Annotated in this window: 21 protein-coding genes and 1 tRNA gene; 13 read left to right on the top strand and 9 right to left on the bottom strand. The window is 66.2% G+C overall.

The annotated features are described in order from the left end of the window. Position 1: 1 nt before the first annotated feature. The 3 genes from V6B08_RS16200 to V6B08_RS16210 all read left to right on the top strand — a co-directional run bounded on the left by V6B08_RS16200 (position 2) and on the right by V6B08_RS16210 (position 3,830). Positions 2–1,837 (top strand): hypothetical protein, encoded by a 1,836-nt coding sequence (locus tag V6B08_RS16200; protein ID WP_341982741.1) that lies wholly within the window; start codon positions 2–4, stop codon positions 1,835–1,837. Between the two features lie 17 nt (positions 1,838–1,854). Then, positions 1,855–2,781 (top strand): site-specific tyrosine recombinase XerD, encoded by a 927-nt coding sequence (gene xerD / locus V6B08_RS16205; protein ID WP_341982743.1) that lies wholly within the window; start codon positions 1,855–1,857, stop codon positions 2,779–2,781. Positions 2,782–2,852: 71 nt separating this feature from the next. After that, a complete protein-coding gene (locus V6B08_RS16210) occupies positions 2,853–3,830 on the top strand; it encodes an HpcH/HpaI aldolase/citrate lyase family protein (protein ID WP_341982745.1) in 978 nt (325 codons plus the stop codon). Positions 3,831–3,834: 4 nt separating this feature from the next. Here the strand turns inward: V6B08_RS16210 and V6B08_RS16215 are convergent, their stop codons facing one another. Further along, a complete protein-coding gene (locus tag V6B08_RS16215; RefSeq protein WP_341982747.1) occupies positions 3,835–4,839 on the bottom strand; it encodes an MraY family glycosyltransferase in 1,005 nt (334 codons plus the stop codon). Next, positions 4,836–5,990 (bottom strand): glycosyltransferase family 4 protein, encoded by a 1,155-nt coding sequence (locus V6B08_RS16220; protein ID WP_341982749.1) that lies wholly within the window; start codon positions 5,988–5,990, stop codon positions 4,836–4,838. The genes V6B08_RS16215 and V6B08_RS16220 overlap by 4 nt, the downstream gene beginning before the upstream one ends. Positions 5,991–6,146: 156 nt before the next feature. Here V6B08_RS16220 and V6B08_RS16225 point away from each other — a divergent pair, with 156 nt between their 5' ends. The 4 genes from V6B08_RS16225 (at position 6,147) to V6B08_RS16240 (ending at position 10,080) form a co-directional block, all read left to right on the top strand. After that, a complete protein-coding gene (locus V6B08_RS16225; RefSeq protein ID WP_341982751.1) occupies positions 6,147–7,433 on the top strand; it encodes a nucleotide sugar dehydrogenase in 1,287 nt (428 codons plus the stop codon). Positions 7,434–7,673: 240 nt separating this feature from the next. Further along, positions 7,674–8,024: a thermonuclease family protein gene (locus tag V6B08_RS16230; protein WP_341982753.1), complete on the top strand. Its 351-nt coding sequence runs from the start codon at positions 7,674–7,676 to the stop codon at positions 8,022–8,024. 84 nt (positions 8,025–8,108) lie between these two features. After that, positions 8,109–9,302, top strand: coding sequence for a CobW family GTP-binding protein (locus tag V6B08_RS16235; RefSeq protein ID WP_341982755.1), 1,194 nt, complete (start codon positions 8,109–8,111; stop codon positions 9,300–9,302). Between the two features lie 4 nt (positions 9,303–9,306). Continuing rightward, a complete protein-coding gene (locus tag V6B08_RS16240; RefSeq protein ID WP_341982757.1) occupies positions 9,307–10,080 on the top strand; it encodes a BUD32 family EKC/KEOPS complex subunit in 774 nt (257 codons plus the stop codon). 10 nt (positions 10,081–10,090) lie between these two features. On the opposite strand, the gene V6B08_RS16245 is transcribed toward V6B08_RS16240, so the two are convergent. Beyond that, entirely contained in the window at positions 10,091–11,125 is a 1,035-nt protein-coding gene (locus V6B08_RS16245) for an asparaginase (RefSeq protein WP_341982759.1), read from the bottom strand. Positions 11,126–11,185: 60 nt separating this feature from the next. Between V6B08_RS16245 and V6B08_RS16250 the strand changes: the two genes are divergently transcribed. Together V6B08_RS16250 and V6B08_RS16255 are read left to right on the top strand one after the other, a co-directional pair. Then, positions 11,186–11,713 carry an RNA methyltransferase gene (locus V6B08_RS16250; RefSeq protein ID WP_341982760.1) on the top strand — a complete coding sequence of 176 codons (528 nt, stop codon included), beginning with the start codon at positions 11,186–11,188 and terminating at the stop codon, positions 11,711–11,713. Next, positions 11,703–12,260, top strand: coding sequence for a methylated-DNA--[protein]-cysteine S-methyltransferase (locus V6B08_RS16255; protein WP_341982763.1), 558 nt, complete (start codon positions 11,703–11,705; stop codon positions 12,258–12,260). Before V6B08_RS16250 ends, V6B08_RS16255 begins: the two co-directional genes overlap by 11 nt. A 266-nt stretch (positions 12,261–12,526) precedes the next feature. Here V6B08_RS16255 and V6B08_RS16260 read toward each other — a convergent pair whose 3' ends face one another. From V6B08_RS16260 to V6B08_RS16280, 5 genes are all read right to left on the bottom strand, one after another. After that, positions 12,527–14,614, bottom strand: a complete 2,088-nt coding sequence (locus V6B08_RS16260) for a hypothetical protein (RefSeq protein WP_341982765.1) — start codon at positions 14,612–14,614, stop codon at positions 12,527–12,529. Next, on the bottom strand, positions 14,615–15,817 hold the full coding sequence (locus V6B08_RS16265) for a DUF3142 domain-containing protein (protein WP_341982767.1): 1,203 nt from the start codon (positions 15,815–15,817) through the stop codon (positions 14,615–14,617). A 104-nt stretch (positions 15,818–15,921) separates the two neighbouring features. Beyond that, positions 15,922–16,605, bottom strand: a complete 684-nt coding sequence (locus V6B08_RS16270) for a hypothetical protein (protein ID WP_341982769.1) — start codon at positions 16,603–16,605, stop codon at positions 15,922–15,924. A 1-nt stretch (position 16,606) separates the two neighbouring features. Continuing rightward, positions 16,607–19,096, bottom strand: a complete 2,490-nt coding sequence (locus tag V6B08_RS16275) for a DNA translocase FtsK (RefSeq protein ID WP_341982771.1) — start codon at positions 19,094–19,096, stop codon at positions 16,607–16,609. A gap of 144 nt (positions 19,097–19,240) precedes the next feature. Continuing rightward, on the bottom strand, positions 19,241–20,467 hold the full coding sequence (locus V6B08_RS16280) for an aminotransferase class I/II-fold pyridoxal phosphate-dependent enzyme (protein ID WP_341982773.1): 1,227 nt from the start codon (positions 20,465–20,467) through the stop codon (positions 19,241–19,243). 156 nt (positions 20,468–20,623) lie between these two features. Here V6B08_RS16280 and V6B08_RS16285 point away from each other — a divergent pair, with 156 nt between their 5' ends. Together V6B08_RS16285 and V6B08_RS16290 are read left to right on the top strand one after the other, a co-directional pair. Beyond that, complete coding sequence (locus tag V6B08_RS16285; RefSeq protein WP_341982775.1) at positions 20,624–20,893, top strand: hypothetical protein; 270 nt, start codon at positions 20,624–20,626, stop codon at positions 20,891–20,893. Between the two features lie 13 nt (positions 20,894–20,906). After that, the gene (locus tag V6B08_RS16290) at positions 20,907–21,479 is read left to right on the top strand and encodes a DUF3291 domain-containing protein (protein ID WP_341982777.1); all 573 of its coding nucleotides are present in this window, start codon (positions 20,907–20,909) and stop codon (positions 21,477–21,479) included. Between the two features lie 18 nt (positions 21,480–21,497). Here the strand turns inward: V6B08_RS16290 and V6B08_RS16295 are convergent. Beyond that, positions 21,498–21,573: transfer RNA gene (locus tag V6B08_RS16295), tRNA-Phe, on the bottom strand. 121 nt (positions 21,574–21,694) lie between these two features. On the opposite strand from V6B08_RS16295, the gene V6B08_RS16300 reads away from it, so the two are divergent. Both V6B08_RS16300 and V6B08_RS16305 read left to right on the top strand, forming a co-directional pair. Beyond that, positions 21,695–22,507 (top strand): ABC transporter ATP-binding protein, encoded by an 813-nt coding sequence (locus V6B08_RS16300; protein WP_341982779.1) that lies wholly within the window; start codon positions 21,695–21,697, stop codon positions 22,505–22,507. Beyond that, positions 22,504–23,316 (top strand): ABC transporter permease, encoded by an 813-nt coding sequence (locus V6B08_RS16305; RefSeq protein ID WP_341982781.1) that lies wholly within the window; start codon positions 22,504–22,506, stop codon positions 23,314–23,316. The genes V6B08_RS16300 and V6B08_RS16305 overlap by 4 nt, the downstream gene beginning before the upstream one ends.

Below are 23,316 nucleotides of genomic sequence, written 5' to 3' on the forward strand. Positions count from 1 at the left end.
CATGCGCCGGCTGGCCGCCCTCAGCATCCCGTTTCTTCTTGCCCTGGCCGGCACCGCCCTGGCGCAGCCAGTGCGCCTTACGCCGGCAGCGCCGCCGCAGAACCAGAGCCAGAATCAGGCGCAGGAGGAGCAGAAGCCGGAACAGCCGGCGGCTGCTCAGCCGGCACCCGTACAGCAGACGCCTGTACAGCAGACTAACGTGCCGCCCGCCGGGGCCCCTGCTGGCGCTCCTGGTGGCACGGCTGTGCCGAAGGGCGGCGTGGTGGCGGTGGAAACCCTGAGCGCGCCCGATCCGTCCAGCGCCGGCCTGCTCGGCGACGACAATGGCGGCCTTGGCATCAAGATGTGGGCCGGCACCAGCCGCGCCCAGGCGGAGCGCGTGATCGGCCTGCTGCCGGCACCTATCGCCTCGCCGACATTGCGGCAATTGCAGCGCCGCCTGCTGCTGACAGCGGCGGAAGTACCTGCTGGCCAGACGAGCGGTGAGAACAGCCTGCTCGGCCTGCGCGTGCGCCAGCTCTACCGCCTCGGCCTGAATGCGGAAGCCGCTGATCTCGGTGTGCCGAAACCGCAAGCATTGCGCGACCGCATCTTCACCGCGCTGCCGATCAATCTGGCGCTGCAGAAGCATGATATTGCCGCCGCCTGCCCGCTTGGCGCCCGTGCGCTGGCGGAAGAACCCTCCGAAGCGGCCTGGCTGCGGGTGGCGGTGTTCTGCCGCTTCAAGAACGGTGAGACCGCCAGCGGTGAACTGGCGCTGAGCCTGTGGCGCGACCAGGGCGGCGAGGACACCGCCTTCCAGGCGCTGGCGGCCATCATGGGCGGCGACAGCCGCGTGAAAGTCGAGAAACTGGCGCATGTCGATCCGCTGATTGTGGCGATGCTGCGCGAGACCAAGCGCCCGCTGCCGCCAGGTTCCATCGAAATTGCCCCGGCCGGCACGCTTGCCGCCATCGCCGACCTGCCCGAGCTTGATCCCGAGATGCGGTTGAACGCGCTCGGTATCGGCGTGGCGCTTGGTGCCATTCCGCCGCAGCGGCTCATCAGCGCCTATACCCAGCTTGAAATCACCGAAGCACAGCGTGCCGATATTCTTGCCGGCAAACTGAAAGGCGCCCGTGCTGCCGCCTTCCTGTTCCAGCAGGCGCGCGAACTCAACGCATCTGGCCCGAAGCGCGCCGAGGCGCTGAAGCGCGTCTATGAGCTCGCCGCTGCGCGCGGCACCCTGTTCATGAGCGCTGTCGTGCTGCGCGAGACATTGCGCGACCTGCCGGCCGAACCGGAAAGCTTGAGCGCTGCTCCGGCGGTGATCCGCCTGGCCCTGGCGGCGGGCGAAACCGGCACCGCGCGGCTATGGCGCAACAGCCTGCTGAGCCAGACCGATCCGGCATTGACCACCATTGCGGCACAGACCTGGCCTCTGCTGGTATTGGTGGAGCCGCCGACAGCCTGGCCGGAAGCGCAGTTCCAGGCCTGGAGCGAGACGCTGAAAAACCTGCCGCCGCAGCGCAAGGCCGCACTGCAGGCACTGGTGCTGATCCTGGCCGAAGCCAGTGGCGTGCCGGTGCCGGCGGAAACCTGGCAGGCGATGATCCAGCCCGGGCTTGAAACCAGCAGCAGCAACCCGCCGGTTGCCTACTGGCGCAATCTGCTGCGCGCCTCGGAAGCCAATGCCAAGGCCGAAACCGTCGCCCTGGCACTGATCCTGCTGGGGGATAATCTCGCCAAGGATGATCCAGCGATGCTGGCGACGGCATTCGGCGCGCTGAAGCGGCTGAAGCTCGACGCGGAAGTGCGCGCACTGGCGTTGGAAGCAGCGCTGCTGCGCGGCCTCTGACGCCTGCCCCACCCACAATGCGCGCCCAGCGGCATATCGAGGCCTTCCTCGAAATGCTCGGCGCCGAGCGCGGCCTGGCGAAGAACACGCTGGAAGCCTATGCCAACGACCTGGCCGATTTCGCCGGCTTCCTCACCACGCGCGAAGCCGCCCCGCAGAGCGTCGGCATCGAAATCCTGCGCGCCTATGCGCAAAGCTTGAGCGATGCCGGGTTGAAGCCGGCCACGGCGGCACGGAGGCTTTCGGCCTTGCGGCAATTCTTCAAGTTCATGGCGTCTGAAGGCATTCGCGAGGATGATCCCTCCGCGCTGCTCGATGCGCCAAAGCGCGGCCGGCCGCTGCCGAAAATATTGAGCGAGGCGGAAGTCGAACTGCTGCTGGCGCAGGTGAGGCACCAGCGCGAGGACCCGGCGGAAAGCGCGCGGCTCACGGCGTTGCTGGAAATCCTCTATGCCACCGGACTGCGGGTGAGCGAGCTGGTCGGCCTGCGCTTCCCGCCGTTTGGCGACGACCAGCGTTTCCTGCTGGTGCGCGGCAAGGGCAACAAGGAACGCCTGGTGCCGCTAAGCGAGGTGGCGCGCGCCGCGATCCGCGACTATGTGCAGGACTGGCGCGGCGAATTCCTGGCGCCGAAACAGCTCTCGCCCTGGCTGTTCCCATCACGCGGCGAAAGCGGCCACCTGACGCGGCAGCGTTTCGGCCAGTTGCTGAAGGAGCTGGCCGCCGCCGCCGGCATCAATACTGCGAAAGTATCGCCACATGTGCTGCGCCATGCCTTCGCCAGCCATCTGCTAGCCCATGGCGCCGATCTGCGCGCCGTGCAGAAGATGCTCGGCCATGCCGATATCAGCACCACGCAAATCTACACGCATGTGCTGGAATCGCGGAAACAGGCCCTGGTGCAGGACCATCACCCGCTGGCGAAGGGACGCCACGGCACCTAGCGGATAGCTCTTGCCAAGGCCCTGCCGGTTAGTTAGCAGTTGCAGCAGAGCAGCAGGGAGAGGCAGCCACCATGAGCTTCAAGACCGTAACCCAGACCACGCCGAGGCTTAACCGTTGCGAGCTGGCGGTGCCTGGCTCCAGCGTCAAACTGTTTGAAAAGGCTGCTAAATCCGCCGCCGATGTGGTGTTCCTGGACCTTGAGGACGCGGTCGCCCCGGACGACAAGCCACAGGCGCGAAAGAATATTGTGCAGGCGCTGCATGACATCGACTGGGGCACCAAGACCCTGAGCGTGCGCATCAACGGCCTGGATACCCATTACATGTACCGCGACGTCGTCGACGTGGTGGAGCAGGCCGGCGACAAGCTGCACCTGATCATGGTGCCGAAGGTGGGCACAGCGGCCGATATCTATGCCGTCGACATGCTGCTGACCCAGATCGAGACCGCCAAGGGCTTCACCCGCCGCATCGGTATCGAAGCGATCATCGAGACCGCGCTTGGCATGCAGAATATCAACGAGATCGCCGCCGCCTCGCCGCGCCTCGAAAGCCTGCATTTCGGCGTTGCCGATTATGCTGCCTCGACCCGCGCCCGCACCACTTCGATCGGCGGCCCGAATGCGCTCTATGGCGTGCTGACCGACAAGGACGGCGACAAGCCGCGCGACTATTTCTGGGGCGACATGTGGCATTACGCCATTGCCCGCATGGTGGTGGCGGCGCGCGCCAACGGCATCCGCCCGATCGACGGCCCGTTCGGCGATTTCTCCGATGCCGAAGGCTACAAGGCGCAGGCTAACCGTGCCGCGATCCTCGGCTGCGAAGGAAAGTGGGCGATTCATCCGAGCCAGATTCCGCTGGCCAACGAGGTCTACACGCCGCCGGAAGCGGAAGTGGCCAAGGCACGCCGCATCCTGGAAGCCATGGCCAAGGCGCAGGCCGATGGCCTTGGCGCCGTGGCGCTGGATGGCAAGCTGATCGACATCGCCTCGATCCGCCAGGCCGAGGCGCTGGTGAAGCAGTACGAACTGATCGCGCGCGGTTAGTTTCTTATTCCTGGAAGTGCCGGCAGAGCGCCAGCACGAACAGCAGGCCGAGCAGCAGGGCCGCCACCGTCGACCACGGTTGCGGCCCTATTTGCGCCGCCAGCGCCAGCAGGATCAGCGCCAGATTGAGGCCGCCGATCTTCGCCGCCACCGGGGCATGGGCGCCGGCCTTGCGCGCAGCCTGCTGATAGAAATGCTGGCGATGCGCCTGCCAGAATTTCTCACCACGCAGCGCACGCTTCAGCAGCGTGAAGGTAGCATCCACCCAGTAATACAGCGGCAGGATGATCGCCGCCGCCCAGAGGCCGCTGAGCGCCGCCTGCAACAGCAGGCCGCCGAGCAGGAAACCGACCGGCACCGAGCCGACATCGCCCATGAAGACATCTGCCCTGCCCCAATTGCGGCGCAGAAAACCGAGTCCGGCGCCAGCCACGATCAGCGCCAGGCCGGCATAGCCGCCGCCGAAACCGGCAAGCCAGCCGCAGGCCGCCAGACCGATGCCGATGCCGGCCATCTCGATGCCGGTGATGCCGTTGATGCCATCCATGAAATTGAACAGGTTGACGAACCATAGCCAGGCGAGGAAGCAGACCAGACGCTCGAACCACAGCGGCACCAGTCCTTGCGTCACCGTCGCTTCCGCCGGCAACTGCCCGAGCACCAGCGCCACGGCCAGCGCCTGCGCGCCCATGCGCAGCAGGATCGGCAGACCCTTCAGGCGGTCGTCGAACCAGAACAGCAAAGCCAGCACCAGCATGCCGACCAGCAGCATGCCCTGGCCCCATTGCTCGGCCAGAGTGATCCAGGGCAGGCCCAGGGCGAGAATAATCGCCACCACGGCAATGCCGCCGCCACGCGGCGTCGGCTCGGTGTGGCTGGATCGCGCGTTGGGCATATCGAGCACGGCGCGGGTCTTGAGCCAGATGATCAGCGGCACCAGCAGCAGCATGGTGCCGATGGCCGCCAGCAGGCCGAAACCAAGCGCAAAGGGCCAGGTCGGTTCGATCACGGCTCCACCTGTTGCCCTAATGGCCGCAGCACCACGTCATAGGCCTTGAGGCTCTCGGTGACGAAATGCTCGACGGAGAATTCGCTCTCGGCAATCTGGCGGCCGCGTGCGGCAAGGCGCTGGCGCAGGGCCGCATCCTCGATCAGCCGGCGCATCGCCGCAGCCGTCGCCACCGTGTCGCGCACCGGCACCAGCAGGCCGTTCTCCTCATGCCGCACCACTTCGCGGCAGCCCGGCACATCGGCGGTGATGATGGCACGCTGCGTCGCCGCCGCCTCGATCAGGCCGCGCGGCAAGCCTTCGCGGTAGCTCGGCATCACGATCAGGTTGGCCTGCGCCAGGCTGGCGGCCATGTTGGTGGAATAGCCCCAGTATTCCACCAGGCCGCTGTCGATCCACTGTTGCAGCCTGGCCTCGCCGATATCGGTGGGGTTATCCGGATCGCGGCGGCCGACCAGCACGAAGCGTGCCTTCACACCTTGCTGGCGCAGGATCGCGGCGGCGCCGGTGAATTCATTGACGCCCTTGTCGCCCAGGAGCCGCGCCGGAAACATCACCACCGGCAGTTCGCCTTGGGGCTCTGCTTGAGCGGGGAAGCCGCGCATGTCGACGCCGCAGCCCTTGATCATGCACCAGCGCCCGGGCTGCACCATGCCATTCTGCTCGAACAGGCCGAGGTCGTCCGGGTTCTGGAAAATCGCGTAGCCGTTCCGGTGCGCCAGTGCGAAGCCATAGAGCGCGCGGATCACAAGGCGCAGCAGCCGCGCCTTGAAATCCTGGCGGATGAACACGAAGCCGAGGCCGGTGATGGCATGGATCGCGGCGGGGACATTGGCGAGCCGGCTGGCCATGCCGCCCCAGATCACCGGCTTCATCGACACATGATGCACCAGCAGCGGCTGGATGCGGCGGATCATGCCGTAGAGCGCCGCCACCAGGCGCAGCTCGGCCAGCGGGTTCTTGCCGCCGCGGGCCAGCGGGATCGGGTGCAGGATGAAGCCTTCCGCCTCTAGCCGGGCGGTGATTTCCGGGTCCGGCGGCGCCGCGACATGTACTTCCCAGCCATGCTGGCGCATGGCACGCCCCACCGGCAGACGGTGGGTGGTGAAGAACAGCGCCTCGTGGACGATGATGAGCAGGCGGCGGGCCATGTCCGGAACTAACCCGGTCCACCCCCCCGGTCAATACTCCCTGGGGTTCAAGCCCCCCGCATGCCCCATGGTATCTCCGGGGCAATTGACACCGGGGGGTGGGCGGGCTACCCACAGCCACCCCCTTTTCTTCCCTGATCCCGGAACCCTAAAGCCGTGACCGCCTCGCATCCGCTTCCCCGCAGCATCGTCGTTGTCGGCCTCGGCTATGTCGGCCTGCCGCTGGCCGTGGCGCTGGCGCGGCATTTCCCGGTGATCGGCTTCGATATCGACAAGAACCGGGTGGCTGAATTGCAGCGCGGCGAGGATCGTACCCGCGAGATCGAGCCTGAAGCGCTGCAGGCAGTGGCGAACACTCTGACGCTGACCGCCGAGGCTGCCGCGATCAAGGCCAAGGACCTTTACATCGTCACCGTGCCGACCCCGGTGGATGCCGACAACAAGCCCGATCTCGGCCCCGTCCGCTCGGCCTCGCGCAGCGTCGGTGCCGCCATGGCCAAGAATGCTGTGGTGGTATTCGAAAGCACGGTCTATCCCGGCGTCACCGAGGATGTCTGCGGCCCGATCCTGGCCGAATTGAGCGGCCTGAAGCAGAGCGAGGATTTCTTCCTCGGCTACTCACCGGAACGCATCAATCCCGGCGACAAGGTGCATACCGTCGACAAGATCACCAAGGTGGTGGCAGGCGAGAACGGGGCCATTGCCGCAATGCTGGCCGAGGTCTATGGCCGCGTCACCTCGGGCGGCATCCACCTGGCGCCGACGATCAAGACGGCGGAAGCTGCCAAGGTGATCGAGAACGCGCAGCGCGATATCAACATCGCCTTCATGAATGAGATTGCCATGATCTTCGGCAAGCTCGGAATCTCGACCCATGACGTGCTGGAGGCCGCCGGCACCAAGTGGAACTTCCTCAAATTCCAGCCCGGCCTGGTTGGCGGCCATTGCATCGGCGTCGATCCCTATTACCTGGCGCATCGCGCCCAGGAACTGGGCCATGATCCGCGCATCATCCTGTCTGGCCGCGCCATCAACGACGGCATGAGCGGCTTCGTCGCCGACCAGGTGCATAGCCATATCAAGGGGCCGGGCCGCGTGCTGGTGCTGGGCCTCACCTTCAAGGAAGACGTGCCGGACCTGCGCAATTCCAAGGTCGCCGACCTGGTGCGGGCGCTGGAGAAGCTGGGCCACCGCGTGGCGGTGCATGACCCGCTGGCCGATCCGGACGAGGCGCAGCACGAATACGGCATTATGCTGGCGCCGAAGCTGGACGAACTGCGCGGCTTCGATGCCGTGCTGGGTGCCGTGCCGCATGAGGCCTACCGCAAACTCAGCCCGGCCCAGATCATCGCCATGCTCAAGCCCGGCGGCCTGGTCGCCGACCTCAAGGGGATGTGGCGCCGCCTGGAGCTGCCCAGCGACCTCAAGCGCTGGGTACTCTGACCCTTTCCTGACCTGATCCCGGCCTGACTCGCGACTTTTACGCGCAAGCCAGCCTTGCCTTTAGGCAAATTCGGCTTAGAATGAGAACAAGACAGGATCATTCGTTCCTATAATTCTCGTATTAGGATGTCATTACAATACAACATATATAGATCGGCGGCTTTCTGCCTGTTATGGGTGTGGGCCGTCCTGCTGCCTGCCGCTGCGATAGGCGAACCTGCCCTGCGCGGACCCGTGGCAGTGGAGCAGGCGCGCGCGATCGATGGCGACACCCTGGAAGTGGTGGCACTGATCTGGCTCGACCAGCGCGTCACCACCCGGGTGCGGATCGAGGGGATCGACACCCCGGAACGCCGCAGCCCCTGCGCCGCCGAACGCGAGGCAGCCGCCGCCGCCAGCCGCTTCGCGACCGACTGGCTGGCGAGCCAGGGCCGCATCGTGCTGCGCGACCTGATTCACGACAAATACGGCCGCCGCGTCGTCGGCCGGGTGCAAAATGCCGATGGCAGTGCCGATCTCGGCGAAATGCTGATCCAGGCTGGGCTGGCGCGGCGCTACGATGGCGGGCGCAAGCAGCCCTGGTGCCAATAGGCAACCCGCGCCCCTTACAGGTTCTGCCCCTGGCACTGGACTTCGCGGCCAACTCGCCCGAAATAGACGGCCAAGGAGATTTCCATGACCACTGGCCAGATCGACCACCGCCTGCCCGTTTCCGTCATCACCGGCTTTCTCGGTGCCGGCAAGAGCACCCTGCTGAACCGCCTGCTGCGCCATCCGGCGATGGGCGAGACGGCGGTGATCGTGAACGAATTCGGCGAGATCGGCCTCGACCATGCGCTGATCGCATCCAGCAGCGAGGATACCGTGCTGCTATCCTCGGGCTGCCTGTGCTGCACCGTGCGCGGCGACCTGGTGAATACGCTGCGCGAACTGATGCAGAAGCGCGAAAGCGGCGCGGTGAAGCCGTTCCGCCGCGTGGTGATCGAGACCACTGGGCTTGCCGATCCGGCGCCGGTGCTGCACACCCTGATGAGCGATGCCGTGGTGTCGGAACGCTTCCGGCTGGAAAGCGTCGTCACCCTGGTCGATGCCGTGAACGGCAGCGCCACGCTGGACAACCACATGGAAGCCGTGAAGCAGGCCGCCGTCGCCGACCGCCTGGTCTTGAGCAAGACCGACGTGGCGCCCAAGGCGGTGGTGGGCGAATTGCGCCACCGGCTGCAACATCTCAATCCCGGTGCGCCGATCCTGACCGTGGTGGAAGGCGATATCGAGCCGGACAAGCTGTTCAATGCCGGACTCTACGATCCGACGCGCAAGAGCTACGATGTGCAGAACTGGCTGCGCGCCGAAGCCTATGGCGGGCACCATCATCATCACGATCATGATCACCATCATCACGACCATGATCATCACCACCATGACCATGACCATGGGCACGATCATGATCACGGCCACGGCCACGACCACGGGCATGACGAGCATGACCACCCGCGTACAGCGGAAGGCAAGCTGGACGTGAACCGCCACGATGCCTCGATCGGTTCCTTCTGTCTCACCTTCGACGAACCCTTCGAGTGGAATACGCTCGCCACCTGGCTGGACCTGCTGGCGGCCTATCGCGGCGACAACCTGCTGCGCGTGAAGGGCCTGATCAACGTGGTCGGTGTCGACCGTCCGGTGGTGGTGCATGGCGTGCAGCACCTGTTCCATCCGCCAGCGACGATTCCGGCCTGGCCCGACGAGGACCGCCGCAGCAAGATCGTGTTCATCACCCGCGACTTGGGCCGCGAAGTGATTGAGCAGACGCTCACTGCCCTGGCGCAGGCCGAAGCCACGCCGCCGGAAAGCCTCGGCGCCGGCCGTTAGAGGCATGCAAGTACCCGCCCCCGGCCTCGATGCCGCCATTGCCGCCATGGCGGCCACCGCGCGCCAGCGCGTGTTCAGCCTGGATTATGGCGGCCGGCGCTACTGGGTGAAGCGGCCCGGCCTGCCGCGCCTGCGCTCCTCCGTGTTCATGCAGCGTTGCATCGCCCTGGCCTTTGGCCTCGCCATGCTGAAGCCGCCGCGCGACGGCAACCTGAAAAGCGAGGCGATAGCCCTGCGCCACCTCGCCGCCAATGGCTGGCCGGTGCCGGCTTTGGTGATCGAGGAACCGCGCTGGCTGGTGCTCGGCGATGGCGGCGCCAGCGTCGAGACGCTGCTGAACCAGGAAGCCGACCCGATGCGCCGCCGCGCGCTGATCGAGGCCTGCGCCGACCTGCTGTTGCGCCTGCACCGCCAGGGCGAATGGCATGGCGGTGCGCAGATCCGCAATTTCTCCTGGCGCGACGGACAGCCCGGCCTGCTCGATCTTGAGGACCATGACCTGCCGGGCATGAATCTGGCGCAGCGCCAGGCGCGCGACCTGCTGCTGTTTCTCTATTCGCTGACGCGCTATGACAAGGATGCCGCTGCGCCTTTGCTGCCCGCCGTGGCGAAACGGCTGGTGAAGGGCGCCGAGCCGGAAACGCGCGCCGAGATCGCCCGGCTGCATCGCCGCATCGGGCCGATCATCCGGCTGGCGAAACCTTTCGCCGCCAAGGCCGGCCGCGATGTGCGCCAGGCCCTGGCGGCGGAAGCGGCCATCGCTGCGGCCCTGATCTAAAAGCTCTGAACTAAAAGCCCGGCTCCAGCCCGATATCGCCGACGCGCAGACCGCGCCAGTTGCTCAGCACTGGCTCTACATGCGGCCGCATTGCTTCGTGCGCCGCTTCATCCAGTAGGCCGAGATGCTCCAGCACGCCGCCGAGTGCGGTCTGTGCCGCGCGCGCCGTGCCATCCAGCGCCTTGAGCGCGATGCCGATACCAAGTTCGGCCGACGCCGCCGTGTAGACACCCTCAGCACCGGTCTTGGCGATGAAACGGCCTCGTCCCGCCTGCATCACGGCGGTGCAGAAACGGCCTGTGCCGGCGACAAAGAACGGCTCGGCCAGCACGGCCTTGGCCAGCCGCTGCGCCGCCTTGGCCCGTTCGGGCGCAAGGCCCTGCCCGGTGATGAAACGTGCGAAGCCCTGCGCCAGCTTATTCAGCGGCAGGGCCAGAGTCGGCATCGAGCAACCATCCGTGGCATAGGCATCAGCAGCGATCTTGATGCCGCAGACACCCTCAATGGCCGCCGTAACGCGGCGCTGCACCGGATGATCGGGGGAGACATAGCCCTGCAACGGCTCACCCATATGGCGTGCCACCGTCACCATGCCGGCATGCTTGCCGGAGCAATTGTTCTGCAACGCGGTTGGCTGTGCCTGAGCGCGGGCGATGTCACGCGCGGTTTCCTCGTGATAGGGCCAATGGGCACCGCATTCCAGCACCGTATGGTCAAGGCCAAGGCGGCCGAGCCAGGCGGCGACGGTATCGGTATGCCGTTTCTCGCCGCCATGGCTGGCGCAGGCCATGGCGATTTCGGCATCATTCAAGCCGGCCGCCTCGGCGGCACCGGTCTCAATCAACGGCAGGGCCTGGAAGGCCTTGTTCGAGGAACGCGGGAAGATCGTCATGCCGACATCGCCCCAGCCGGCAACCTGATGGCCGGCGGCATCCACCACCACGGCGGCCACGGCATGGCGGCTTTCCACTTGCGCGCCCCGGCGAACCTCGACGATAAAGGGCCGCGCGCCGGGCGCCGGCAGGGGGCCGAATGTGGTAGCCATGGCTTCCTCCCTGGATATACGGGCGTTCCTTATACCCACTGAGACACAGGCGGACCAGAGATGCGTGGCTTTTTCGGCGTAGGTACTGAGCGGATGAGCAAGCCGATGAATGCCGGCACGCTGTTCCGTACCGCGCATGCCTTTGGCGCCGGCTTCGTCTTCACCATCGACGCCGCCTACTCGGTGAATGCCGCCCGCTCCGATACCAGCCGCACCCCCGACAACCTGCCCTGGTATACCTACGACAAACCCGCCGACCTGAAACTGCCGCAAGGCTGCAAGCTGGTGGGGATCGAATTGCTCGACATCGCGGTCGACCTGCCGAGCTTCCGCCATCCGCAGCGCGCCGCCTATGTGCTGGGGCCGGAGCAGGGCTCGCTCAGCCCCGAGCTTGTCGCGCGCTGCGACCATGTGATCAAGATCCCGACCAGTTTCTGCGTCAATGTCGGCGTTGCCGGCGCCATCGTGATGTATGACCGCCTGATCACGCTCGGCAAATTCGCCGAACGCCCGCTTTCGCCGCTCGGCAAACCAGTGTGGCCCGAAGACAAGGGCGGCCGTCAGCGCAAGCGCATCGTTGAGTCGTGATGCCATGAACTATTGCGTGTTCGATACCGCGCTCGGCCCCTGCGGCATACTGTGGAGCGAACGCGGCATCGCGGCGGTGCAATTGCCGGAATATAGCCGCGATGCAACCCGCGACCGCCTGCTGCATCGCCATGCCGGTGCAGAACAGGCAACGCCGCCGCCGACTATTGCCAAGGCCATTGCCGGCATCCAGGCCCTGCTGGGCGGCGACAGGTCGGTGGATTTCAGCGGTGTGCCGCTGGATACCGATGCCCTGCCCGCCTTCCATCGCCGCGTCTATGGCGTGATCAGCCGGCTGAAGCCCGGCGAAACCATGACCTATGGCGCGATTGCCAGTGAACTGGATGCAGGCCCCGACGGCGATGCCCGCGCGGTCGGCTATGCCTTGGGCAAGAATCCGATCCCGGTGATCATCCCCTGCCACCGCGTGGTCGCCGCCAATTGCAAGCTCGGCGGCTTCTCGGCGCCCGGCGGGCGCGAGACGAAACTCAAGCTGCTCGCCATCGAAGGCGGTGCGCCGGACAACCGGCAGCCGAGCTTGTTCTAGAGCGTTTCCTCTTCATATTGAATCGCTGCGCCGTGGCGCTTTTGCGTTTTGAGGAGGAGCCCGGCGCAGGGCGTAGTGGGGCTACGGCCAAGCCGGGCGACACGCTCAAAACGCAAAAGCGCCCGGCCCCAAAGGGGTTACGTCTGGAGGCGGCATCCGCGTCGTCGACGCGCTTGCAGGTACCCCCGGTACCTGCTGCGCACCTCTCCTAGCGGCCTACCGCCTCCAGACGCAACGCAGCTGGTTCAATATGAAGAGGAAACGCTCTACAGCAGGCTTTTCACTTTCGCCCAGGCACGACGCAGGGTCCAGAAACGCGCGGCATCGAAATCCGGCTCCGGGCAGCTCTGGCCGAACTTGTCGCCCCAGGGCACATAGGCGCCGTGTTTCAGATACTGCGCATAGATTTCGCGCCGGCGTAGCGCCGCATAGGCTTCGCTTTCATCCTGCCGTGCCGGCACCCAGCGCGCCGCATGGCACAGCACGGCGGCATAAGCCTGGGAACGCGGCGGCAGTTTCGCGGCAGCCTGCAAGGCAAGGTCTGCGGCGGTGAAGCGGTAGCTGTAGCGCCAGGGCCGCGCCGGCTCGCTGGCGCGCACCCGCGTCACTTCCGCCTTGCTCAGCCAGTGCGATGGCTCCAGCCGCTCGAGTGGCAGCGACCAGGGAAAGCTGCCGCCATAGATGGCGCCATCGGGTTCCAATTCATGCCCCATGATTTCCATGCCATGGCGTCGGGCCAGACGGCCGGCCTCGAACAGGGCGCGGGCGCTGCCATTGTCGGTCCATGCGTCCGCCGCCGATTGCCGCGCCGAGGCATAGTCGGAGAGGATGCGGCCCGTCTCCGTCTGCCTGTCATACCACGATGCCCGCACCATGGCCGGCATGTAGCGTTGCGCGGTGGTGAAATCCTCTTCCCGCACCAGCCGGCGTGCCAGCAGGTAGCGCAGGCGCGAGGCCCGGTCGAGATCGATGAAGTAGGTGAAGTCGAGGCTATCGGGCTTGGCGGTAGGCTCATTTGGCGCCGGCACTTCGGCATCGACGAAGGCACGCAGTTCCGCCGTCGACAGGATGCGCTCGGCGATATAGGCGGCATCGGTCCAATAGTCGGGCGATGCCTGCAGCATCATGCGCATGGCCTGCACGAACTCGCCCTGGCTGAGTGCCAGCACGCTGCGTTCGGCATAAAGCGCTGCCGCCATGTCCGGCGCGTAGGCACCAGCCGGCGCGGTTGTGAAGGCCTGGCTGGCCGCCGCATAAGCTGCCGCCGCCGCCGGCTGGTCGCCGCGCCGCAGCGCCAGCTTGGCCCGCAGCCATTCCGCCAACGGCCCGCGCGCCGCCGGCAACAGCTTCTCCGCCATATCGAAGCGGCCCTGCTGATAGAGCAACGCTGCAAGCCGGTCGGCTTCCGGCAGCGGCGTGCCGCCTGTCTGCGCCATCACCTGTTCAATCAGGAAAGCCACCTGGCCGCCATCGGGCTGATCGGCCAGAAGAGTCGAAACATCGACTTCCATGCGCCGCACCGCCGTCTGATGCAGGGCATAGAGGATCAGCAATTGCCGCAAGGTCGGCTGACTCACCCCTGCCCGCAGCAAGGCCGGGCTGGCGAAAATCCGGTCGGCCACGGTGCGCAAGGATTCCGCGCCCACCGGATCGCCGCCGGCGGCCTGCTCGGCATAGAGCATGGTCATGCGCTCCAGCGCCTGCGCCACGCTGCGGCCAGGGCAATCCACTTCATCCGTGGCGAGAGCGAGATACAGCAGGGCTTCCTCGCCTAGGCTGGCTATGGCCAGACCGAGCGGATCGGGCAGGCCGGCCGCGACCTGCCGGCGCAGTTCGGTGAACCGCGCCGCAGCCGCTTCCACGGCGCAACGCTCTGGCCCGCTTGCCCGCTCCAGCGCCACTGCATCCAGGCGGCCTAGCATGTAAAGCGCCCAGGCGGCGCGGCGCGGCGCATCGGCATGGCGCAGCACCGCCTCGAAATGGTGGCGGGCCGTCTCATCGTCATGGGCATGATAGGCCACCGCACCGGCGGTGTAGTCGCGGATCGACGGCGGCAGCGACGCACCGCGCGCATAGGCTTCGGCGGCGCTGCCGGCCTGTCGCATCGCTGCTATGGCTGCTGCTTCCGGCGTGCCAGCTTCATAGGCCTCGGTGCGCTGCTCCACCGGCTTGAGGGCTGCCGGCGGCGGCGGATGCAACCGGGCGATCTCGCGCAGGAAGCTGTTGGCCGGCAGCACCTTCATCGTGCCGGCGCGGTCATCCAGCGCCTCCAGTGGAAAGAACGGCCCGCAGGCAATCGCGGCACCGACCGCTGCTCCTACAAACACCATGCCCAGCAGCAGCCCGCGTTTCATCTACCCCTCCTGCTCCACCAACCAGTCGGCCTGCTCCACCGCGCAGCGCAGCCAGCCGATCGGCCGCGCCATGCCTGCACGCAACAGGCCATCATCGGTGCGGCGCAACACGATACTGCCCGCTGCCTGTTCCAGCCGATAGCCATTCACCGCATCCAGCGCCGCGCATGGCCGCTGCAGCCGCAGCCGCGCCGGCAAGGGCGCGTCGGCATTGCCTTCATTGACCAGAAACATATCCGCATGGCCCGTGCCGACTTCGGGTTTTTGCCGCAGGCGCAAGACGATGGTGGCTTGCAATGCCTCACCGCGCAGCACGGCATGGAAACTGCGCAGGCTCCAGGCCCGCTGGTCGCCGGCCAGTGGCAGGCGGAACCAGACGATGCCGGCCAGGCCGCGCGGCGGCGCCTCACGCAAGGCATCGCGGAAAGCCGCGGCTCGCTCGGGCGATACCGCCAGTTCGCGCACCTCGCTGCCGCCAACCAGATGGCCGCGTTCGGAGGCGATGCCGATGACATTGCCGCTGGCATCCAGGCTGACACGGGAGCCATAGGTCGGCAGAGCAATGAACCAGGGCTTCTCGGTATGCTTTGCCCAGGCTTCGGCCCAGTGCCGCGCCAGCTCGGCATCGAACAGGCCACGACCGGGATTCTGCACCGCATGCACCTGCAGCACGCTTTCATCCGCCTCCGCCAGCAGCCCGCGCAGGCTTTCCGCGTCGCTGAGCCAGGTCGGCAAGGCGGTCACCGCCAGCCGGGTATCGGCGGGCAATTGCGTGCGGAGCTGGCGCAGGAAGGCGGCATAGAAAGGCAGCCGGGCTGTGGCGACATCGCAATCGATCTCGATGCCATTGGGTGCCAATCCGGCAGCACGCCAGGCCGACAGGATACGCGCCACCTGTTCGGCCACCGCCTGCACCTGCGGCAACTGGCTGCCCTCGATGCGCAGCACCGGACGGGCGGGACGGTCCATGGCACGCATGGCGGCGAAATCGGGCGCGACTGCCGTGTAATAACCGCCCCAGCCGAATTCACCCGCCAGCACGCGCCAGCCCTGCAGCAGCGGCGCCGCCTGGGTAGCGGTGCGGGCCAGTTCAGGCGTCCATTTGCGCTGCCAGATATAGCTTTCCTGCGGCAAGGCGCGGGCCGCAGCCGGAGCCAGGAGCAGCGGCAGAAGACAAAGCAGCACGAAGCGGAGGACGGGCATCAGGACCGACGACCAGAGGGGATGGCGCCCATCATGGCGCGCATTATGGCGGATTCAAGACCGACGCGACCGGCAAACAGGAAATCACTGGCAGCACCAGCCTGCTATTGCTTCTGCTGCTTCTGAGCCTGCATCCGCTCCAGCAGGATGCGCTGGCCCTCGGTGATCAATGCCGTCTGGAGGTCGCCCGTCGCCTCAATAGCTTTGGCTGTCTCTGGCGCATGGTCCTTGCACAAGGCCAACCATTGCTGCCGTGCTGCCGCCATATCGGTTCTGGCACCCGCGACCTCGAGCAGCTTGCGGGTTTTCACATAGGGCATCTCGTCGCCGCCGAGATAATAAGGCTGCGTCACCATGGCCGGCACCCAGGTGAACGGATTGTCAAAGACACGCAGGCTGCAAGCCCACAGGCTCTGGCGGAAAGTGAATATGCTGTAGGTCCAGGCCGAACGCTGGTCGTTATCGGTTTCATCGATGGCTGCGCGCACTGCCGTATCCTGCAACAGGATTTCGGCCATCTCAGCATAACCCATGAAAGCTGCCGCGATCAGAGGCGTCATGCCGTTATTGTTCCTTGCGGTCAGCCCGGCAGCATCGCCGCCCCGCTGCACCAGCGCCGTCATCCGCTCACGCGCCTTGGCGATGGGAATGGAAAAATTGCCGTTGGTCTCGCCGGCAACATACATGTCCTGGCGCAGGTTATTGAGTATGCCATGCGCGGTTTCCTGCGCTACAGCCCCTGACGCTGAAACCAGCAGAGCCAGGAACGGCAGCAGGCGAAGCAGCATGCTACTCCGCCGCCTCGATGTCGCGGGCGAGGACTTCGCGCTTGCCGACATGGTTGGCGGTGCCGACCACGCCTTCCTTTTCCATGCGCTCCATGATGCGGGCGGCGCGGTTATAGCCGATCTGCAGGTGGCGCTGGATGAAGCTGGTGGAGGCCTTGCGCTCGCGGCAGACCAGGGCCACGGCCTGATCGTAGAGCGTGTCACTCTCGTCGCCATCCTCGCCGCCGCCCATGCCGGGCAAGCCGAACTTGCTGTCATTGTCTGCGGTGACCGCCTCGACATAGACCGGCTCGCCCTGATCCTTGAGCGTCTTCACCACGCGCTCGACTTCCTCGTCGGTGACGAACGGTCCATGCACGCGCTGGATACGGCCGGCACCCGGCATGTAGAGCATGTCGCCCATGCCGAGAAGCTGCTCGGCGCCCATCTCGCCCAGAATGGTGCGGCTGTCGATCTTCGAGGTCACCTGGAAGGAAATCCGGGTGGGGAAATTCGCCTTGATCGTACCGGTGATGACGTCCACGGACGGGCGCTGCGTCGCCATGATGAGGTGAATACCGGCGGCGCGCGCCATCTGCGCCAGGCGCTGGATCGCGGCCTCGATATCCTTGCCGGCGACCAGCATGAGATCGGCGAGTTCGTCGACGATCACGACGATGAAGGGCAGCGGGTTTAGGTCGAGCGGGCGTTCCTCGAAGATCGGCTTGCCGGTCTCAGGGTCGAAGCCGGTCTGCACCGTGCGGCCCAAAGCCTCGCCCTTCACGCGGGCCTGCGCCAGCCGCTCGTTGTAGGAAGCGATATTGCGCACGCCGAGTTCCGACATCTTGCGATAGCGGTCCTCCATCTCGCGTACGGTCCATTTCAGCGCCACCACCGCCTTGCCGGGCTCAGTGACCACCGGCGCCAGCAGATGCGGGATGCCGTCATAGACCGACAATTCCAGCATCTTCGGATCGACCATGATGAAACGGCACTGATCCGGGGTGAGGCGATAAAGCAGCGACAGGATCATGGTGTTAATCGCCACCGACTTGCCCGAGCCGGTGGTGCCGGCGACGAGCAGATGCGGCATCCTCGCCAGATCGGCGATCACCGCCGAGCCACCGATATCCTTGCCCAAGGCGAGCGCCAGCTTGTTCGAGGAATTCTCGAATTCGGCGGAAGCCAGAAGCTCGCGCAAGTAAACCGTCTCGCGCTTGGCATTCGGCAGTTCGATGCCGATGGCGTTGCGGCCCGGGATCACGGCGACGCGGGCGGACAGCGCGCTCATCGAGCGCGCGATATCATCGGCCAGGCCGATGACGCGGCTGGACTTGGTGCCGGGTGCCGGCTCGAGTTCATAGAGCGTGACCACGGGGCCGGGGCGCACCTTGGTGATTTCGCCCTGCACGCCGAATTCGCTGAGCACGGATTCCAGCATCCGCGCATTCTGCTCCAGTGCTTCCTCGTTGATCTTCTCGCGGCCGGCATCGGCCGGCGGCGGCTTCAGCAGGCCCAGTTCGGGCAGTTCGAAACTGCCGCCATCGCCGAGCTTCATCGCCACCTGCGCTTCGGCGGCGGCGCGCTTGCCGGTCTTCGGCCGCTCCAGGCGGCGCTCGACGCGGCCCTGCTCGTCCAGCTTCTTGGCCGGCGGCAACACCATGCTCTCGCGCTCATCCTCGTCGTCGTCGGCCTCTTCCTCGTCATCGACAGGACGCGACTTAGGCGTGAGGCGCGGCTCGGCACGCTGCTGACTGCCGCGCGGCTTGTCCTCGTTCGGCACCGGGGTCTCGAAATCGTCGTCCTCGGCATCGACAGCACGGCGGGCGAAAATCGGCGCGAAGGCAGCACCGAACATCTGCTTGATGCTGCCGAAGAAACCGGGCGCTTCGGCGCCGGCGCGGATGGCCGCCTTGCCGCCCTGGTAGAGGCCTTGCGCGGTGAGGCCGGCGGCGGCGCTGGCGCCAAAGCCGATACCGGAACCGACGCTGCGCCATTCGCCGAGCGACAGGCCAGAGCAGAAATAGAAGCAGATGCAGGCAAGGCCGAGGCAGGCAGCACCCGGCAGCACGGCGGAAATCGGCAGGCCGAGTTCGACCGCCACCGGCACCAGTTGGCGGTACATCAGCCAGTCGCCAAGGATGCCGCCAAGGCCGGTGCGCAACGTCCAGGAAGCCGGCAGCGGCAGGGCGGCGGCGAAGGCAGCGAACAGCAGCAGGGTGAGCGGCACCAGGGCGATATTCAGCCACCAGCGCGGCAGGCCGCGATGCGAGGCGACGCGGAAGCCCCAGGTGGCGAGCAGGCCGACGAACAGCCAGGCCGAGAGGCCAAGGGTCTGGAGCAGTAGATCGGAGAGATAGGCGCCCGGGCGGCCGAGCCAGTTCTGCGCCACCTGGCGGGTGGCATGGTTAAGATTCGGGTCGGATTCGGTGTAGGTAGCCAGCGCCAAAGCCAGCAGGAAGCCGCAGCCGAGCAGCAGCACGCCGCCGCCCTCCTGCGCCCGCTGACGCATGAAACCATCAAAACCCTGCGGAAAAAACCGCGGTTTCCGGGCCGATTTGCCGCGCATGCCGCCCCTCATCGAATCAACCTCCACCGGCTCGTGGACAGCCCACAGCCAGCCTGACGATTAAGCCCCTAAATCCTTACCGATCCCCTAAGACCCTGCCCCCAGGACACTGCCAATGCGCTGCAACGCCTCGCGGGTCTGTTCCAACTCGCAGACTAGGGCGATGCGCAGGTAGGGATTGCCGGCCCTGGCCGACACGCCATCGCCGAGATCGCGCACCAGGAAACCGCCCGGCAGGGTCCGCACCCCGGCTTCGCGCCAGAGTTTCACGGCGGCTGCCTCGCCATCGCCGACATCGAGCCAGAGATAGAAGCCGCCGGCCGGCCGGTAGAAACCGAAGCGGTTGCCGATCACGCTCTGGGCGATATCGAACTTGGCGCGATAGAGCGCGCGGTTGGCTTCCACATGGTTTTCCTCGCGCCACAAAGCAGCGGAAGCCTCGGCCACCGGCATCATCATGCCGGCGCAGCCATAATTGCGCAGCTTGATGAAGGCCTGGGTGATGCGGGCATCGCCAGCACAGAAGCCGGAGCGCAGGCCCGGCACCGAGGAACGCTTCGACAGCGAATGGAACACGATGATGTTGTCGAGCGTGCGATCAGTGACACGCCCGCCGCTTAAGCTCAGCGCCGCTTCCAGGCCGCCCGGCGGCGGCACGCTGTCGTAGATTTCGGCATAGCATTCATCGAAAGCGATGACGAAATCATACTGCCGTGCCAGCTCGATCAGCCGCGTCATATACTCAAGGCTCGCCACCGTGCCCTGCGGATTGGCCGGCGAGCAGAGATAGACCAGAGCCGTGCGCGCCAGCGTATCCGGGTCGAGCGACGCGAAATCGGGCAGGAAGCCATTTTCCGCCGGGGCCGGCACGAATACCGCTTCCGCGCCCACCGAGGCGGTGGCGCCGATATAGGCCTGATAGAACGGGTTCGGCATCAGCACGGCAGCGCGCTTGCCGTTCTTCTCCGGCGGCACCACCACCTGGGCCAGCATGTAGAGGCCTTCGCGGGTGCCGTTCAGCGCCACGATCTGGCGCTCGGGATCGATCAAGCCTTCGGGCAGAGCATAGCGGCGCTTCAGCCACTCGGCGCAGGCGGCGCGGAAATCAGGGGAACCGTTCGGGGTCGGGTAACGGCTCAGGGCCGAAAGGTCGCCGCGCATGATGGTGCCGACGAAATCCGGCATCGGATGCTGCGGCTCGCCGACCGAAAGATTGATCGGCTTCAGGCCATGGCTCGTCGGCTGGCTGTCCAACACCGCGCGGAGGCGCTGAAAGGGATAGTCGGTAAGAACGTCTAGGTTGCTGTTCAGCATTGCGAATCAAGGCCTTGCGGCCCGAATCGGGGGCCATGAGCGAATCCGCAGAGCCTACCCGCGCCCGAGTCGCACCGCAAGCCAATAGGCCGCGCCGGGCCTGATCCGTGCCAGACCTGACCTGTGCTAGACCCGACCTGTGCTAGACTGGCGGCCATGAACGACCCCGCTTCGCCGAGCTGCGCTGCCCGTTTCGCGCCAGATGCCTATATGGGCTTCCTCGGGCCGGACGAGATCGGCCCCTGCCTTAGCCAACTCTGGCGCCTGGCGCCGGATGAGGCGGCGCGGCAGCTTCTGGCCGGCCTCGGCGCGGCAACAGATGCGCCGGCGCCCGATGCTGCCGCCTTCCAGGCCCTGCTCGGGCAGAGCCTGCCGAAGATCCGTGACGACGCGCTGCATGCGGCGCTGAAAGAACTGCGGCAGTGAGTGGCCCTCGCCAATGACCGGCCCGCGCCTGGCGCTCTATACCTTCGGCATTTTCATCCGCCCTTCCGCCGATCCCGCCAATGACGGCTTCCATGCGCGCAACGATATCAACCTCGCCGCCGCGGAATGCAGTGAAGGCTTCATCGCGCGCTCGGGCTATGACGGCGATCCGGGGCCAGCAAGCTGGGGGCCGCATCGCTATCCGCGCTTCTATAGCGGCGAAGGCCATTCGCCTTCCACACTGTCGCTATGGCGTGATCTCAACGCCCCCTATGCCTACGCCTATAGCGGCATCCATGCCGAAGCCTTGTCGCGTGGCCGCGACTGGTTCCAGCGCCCATTGGCGCCGCCGCTGAAACCGGCCTGGCCGCCCTATGTGCTGTGGTGGGTGGCACCGGGCCATGTGCCCGACTGGCAGGAAGCCGTTGAGCGGCACGAATACCTGCACGACCACGGCGCCTCGGCCCACGCCTTCGACTGGAAAACACCCTTCGACGCCGAGGGCCGCCCAGCCAGCCTCGACCGCGACGCCCTGCGGCGGCTGACAGCCATCAACCGCGAGCGGCAGGTGGCGCTACAAGCTTAGATTTTGGGGAGGAAGGAATGGTGCCCAGGGACGGAATTGAACCGCCGACACGAGGATTTTCAGTCCTCTGCTCTACCATCTGAGCTACCTGGGCACACCAAGCCTGCGTAACCATCTGCTACGCAAAGGCGTAATGGGGCGGGGTTATAGACAAACTCCCCCCGCCTGTCCATATATCAGGGCAAGAAAAACGCCGCCCGGGATTTCAACGACTTATGACCCTTCACCCCACCCCAAAGACAGCCCCGGGGACGGCGCCTGAACCGGCCCCGGCGGCAGCCATCGCGGTGCGCGGCCTGGCCAAGGATTACGGTGCCGTGGCGGCCGTGGCGGGGATCGATTTCACCGTGGCCGCCGGCTCGACCACTGCCTTGCTCGGCGGCAACGGCGCCGGCAAGACCACCACGATTGCCATGCTGCTGGGGCTGCTGACGCCGACGCGCGGCAGCGTCACCGTGCTGGGCGCCAACATGGAGCGCCACCGGCACCGGGTACTGCCGCGCATGAACTTCTCCTCCCCCTATGTCGACCTGCCGCACCGCCTGACCGTGCGCCAGAACCTGCTGGTCTTCGCCCAACTCTATGACGTGCCGCGCGCACCGGACCGTATCGCCGAACTGGCCGAGGCGCTGGATTTCGCCGCCTTGCTCGACCGTTCCGCCGGCGGGCTTTCCGCTGGGCAAAAAACCCGCGTCGCGCTGGCCAAGGCGCTGATCAACAAGCCGGAGCTGCTGCTGCTGGATGAGCCGACCGCCTCGCTCGACCCCGACACCGCCGACTGGGTGCGCGGCCTGCTGGAACGCTACCGCACTGAGCGCGGCGCCACGATTCTGCTGGCCTCGCATAACATGGCCGAGGTGGAACGCCTGGCCGACCAGGTGCTGATGATGAAGCAGGGCAAGATCGTCGACCGTGGCCGGCCCGAGGCCTTGATCGAACGTTATGGCCGCAACGACCTGGAGGAAGTGTTCCTCGATATCGCCCGCGGCCAGGGCAAGGCGGCGGAATTCGCGGGCAGGCTGACATGAGCGCGCAAATCTTCGGCTTCAGCCCCAATCGCATCGCCGCGATGCTGCGGCGGCATTACTACCTGCTCTCCTCTTCCTGGGTGCGGCTGATCGACCTGGTCTACTGGCCCACGGTGCAGATGCTGATGTGGGGCTTCCTCACCCAGTTCCTGATGGGCAAGACCAGCTATATCGCGCAAGCCTTCGGCCTGCTGCTGGCCGGCCTGATGCTGTGGGATTCGATGTTCCGCATCCAGTTGAGCGTCGCGATTTCCTTCCTCGAGGAAATGTGGAGCCGCAACCTCGGCAACCTGTTCGTCAGCCCGTTGCGGCCCAGCGAATTCGCCGCCTCCTTGCTGATCATGGGCTTCCTGCGCACCGCCTTCAGCATGATCCCGGTCAGCCTTATGGCCTGGTGGTTCTTCGATTTCTCGGTCTATTCGCTCGGCCTGGCGCTGGCCGGCTTCTTCGCCTCGCTGACCCTGTTCGGCTGGGCCATCGGGCTGGCGGTCAGCGGCCTGGTGATGCGCCAGGGCCTGGGGGCGGAGAATATCGCCTGGGCGGCGGCGTTTCTCTTCCTGCCCATCGCGGCGGTGTATTACCCGGTGAGCGTGCTGCCCGGCTGGCTGCAATATGTCGCCTGGAGCTTCCCGCCGGCCTATGTCTTCGAGGGCCTGCGCGCGCTGCTGGTGGATGGCCAGTTCCGCGCCGACCTGATGTGGGGCGCCTTCGCGCTCAACGCCGTCTACCTGGTGCTTGGCTTTGGTGCCTTCATGGCGCTGTTCGAGGCGGCGCGGCGCGGCGGGCAATTGCTGGGCCAGGGCGAATAG

Source organism: Ferrovibrio sp. MS7 (assembly GCF_038404985.1).
GTDB classification, from domain to species: Bacteria; Pseudomonadota; Alphaproteobacteria; order Ferrovibrionales; family Ferrovibrionaceae; genus Ferrovibrio; species Ferrovibrio plantarum.

What these genes read in the sequence shown, in the direction of transcription:
- xerD (WP_341982743.1), top strand. Translation starts at nt 1,855, where the DNA reads ATGCGCGCCCAGCGGCATATCGAGGCCTTCCTCGAAATGCTCGGCGCC.
- V6B08_RS16235 (WP_341982755.1), top strand. Translation starts at nt 8,109, where the DNA reads ATGACCACTGGCCAGATCGACCACCGCCTGCCCGTTTCCGTCATCACC.
- V6B08_RS16305 (WP_341982781.1), top strand. Translation starts at nt 22,504, where the DNA reads ATGAGCGCGCAAATCTTCGGCTTCAGCCCCAATCGCATCGCCGCGATG.
- V6B08_RS16300 (WP_341982779.1), top strand. Translation starts at nt 21,695, where the DNA reads ATGACCCTTCACCCCACCCCAAAGACAGCCCCGGGGACGGCGCCTGAA.
- V6B08_RS16275 (WP_341982771.1), bottom strand. Translation starts at nt 19,096, where the DNA reads ATGCGTCAGCGGGCGCAGGAGGGCGGCGGCGTGCTGCTGCTCGGCTGC.
- V6B08_RS16285 (WP_341982775.1), top strand. Translation starts at nt 20,624, where the DNA reads ATGAACGACCCCGCTTCGCCGAGCTGCGCTGCCCGTTTCGCGCCAGAT.
- V6B08_RS16290 (WP_341982777.1), top strand. Translation starts at nt 20,907, where the DNA reads ATGACCGGCCCGCGCCTGGCGCTCTATACCTTCGGCATTTTCATCCGC.
- V6B08_RS16220 (WP_341982749.1), bottom strand. Translation starts at nt 5,990, where the DNA reads ATGGCCCGCCGCCTGCTCATCATCGTCCACGAGGCGCTGTTCTTCACC.
- V6B08_RS16270 (WP_341982769.1), bottom strand. Translation starts at nt 16,605, where the DNA reads ATGCTGCTTCGCCTGCTGCCGTTCCTGGCTCTGCTGGTTTCAGCGTCA.
- V6B08_RS16240 (WP_341982757.1), top strand. Translation starts at nt 9,307, where the DNA reads ATGCAAGTACCCGCCCCCGGCCTCGATGCCGCCATTGCCGCCATGGCG.
- V6B08_RS16200 (WP_341982741.1), top strand. Translation starts at nt 2, where the DNA reads ATGCGCCGGCTGGCCGCCCTCAGCATCCCGTTTCTTCTTGCCCTGGCC.
- V6B08_RS16210 (WP_341982745.1), top strand. Translation starts at nt 2,853, where the DNA reads ATGAGCTTCAAGACCGTAACCCAGACCACGCCGAGGCTTAACCGTTGC.
- V6B08_RS16260 (WP_341982765.1), bottom strand. Translation starts at nt 14,614, where the DNA reads ATGAAACGCGGGCTGCTGCTGGGCATGGTGTTTGTAGGAGCAGCGGTC.
- V6B08_RS16245 (WP_341982759.1), bottom strand. Translation starts at nt 11,125, where the DNA reads ATGGCTACCACATTCGGCCCCCTGCCGGCGCCCGGCGCGCGGCCCTTT.
- V6B08_RS16250 (WP_341982760.1), top strand. Translation starts at nt 11,186, where the DNA reads ATGCGTGGCTTTTTCGGCGTAGGTACTGAGCGGATGAGCAAGCCGATG.
- V6B08_RS16265 (WP_341982767.1), bottom strand. Translation starts at nt 15,817, where the DNA reads ATGCCCGTCCTCCGCTTCGTGCTGCTTTGTCTTCTGCCGCTGCTCCTG.
- V6B08_RS16280 (WP_341982773.1), bottom strand. Translation starts at nt 20,467, where the DNA reads ATGCTGAACAGCAACCTAGACGTTCTTACCGACTATCCCTTTCAGCGC.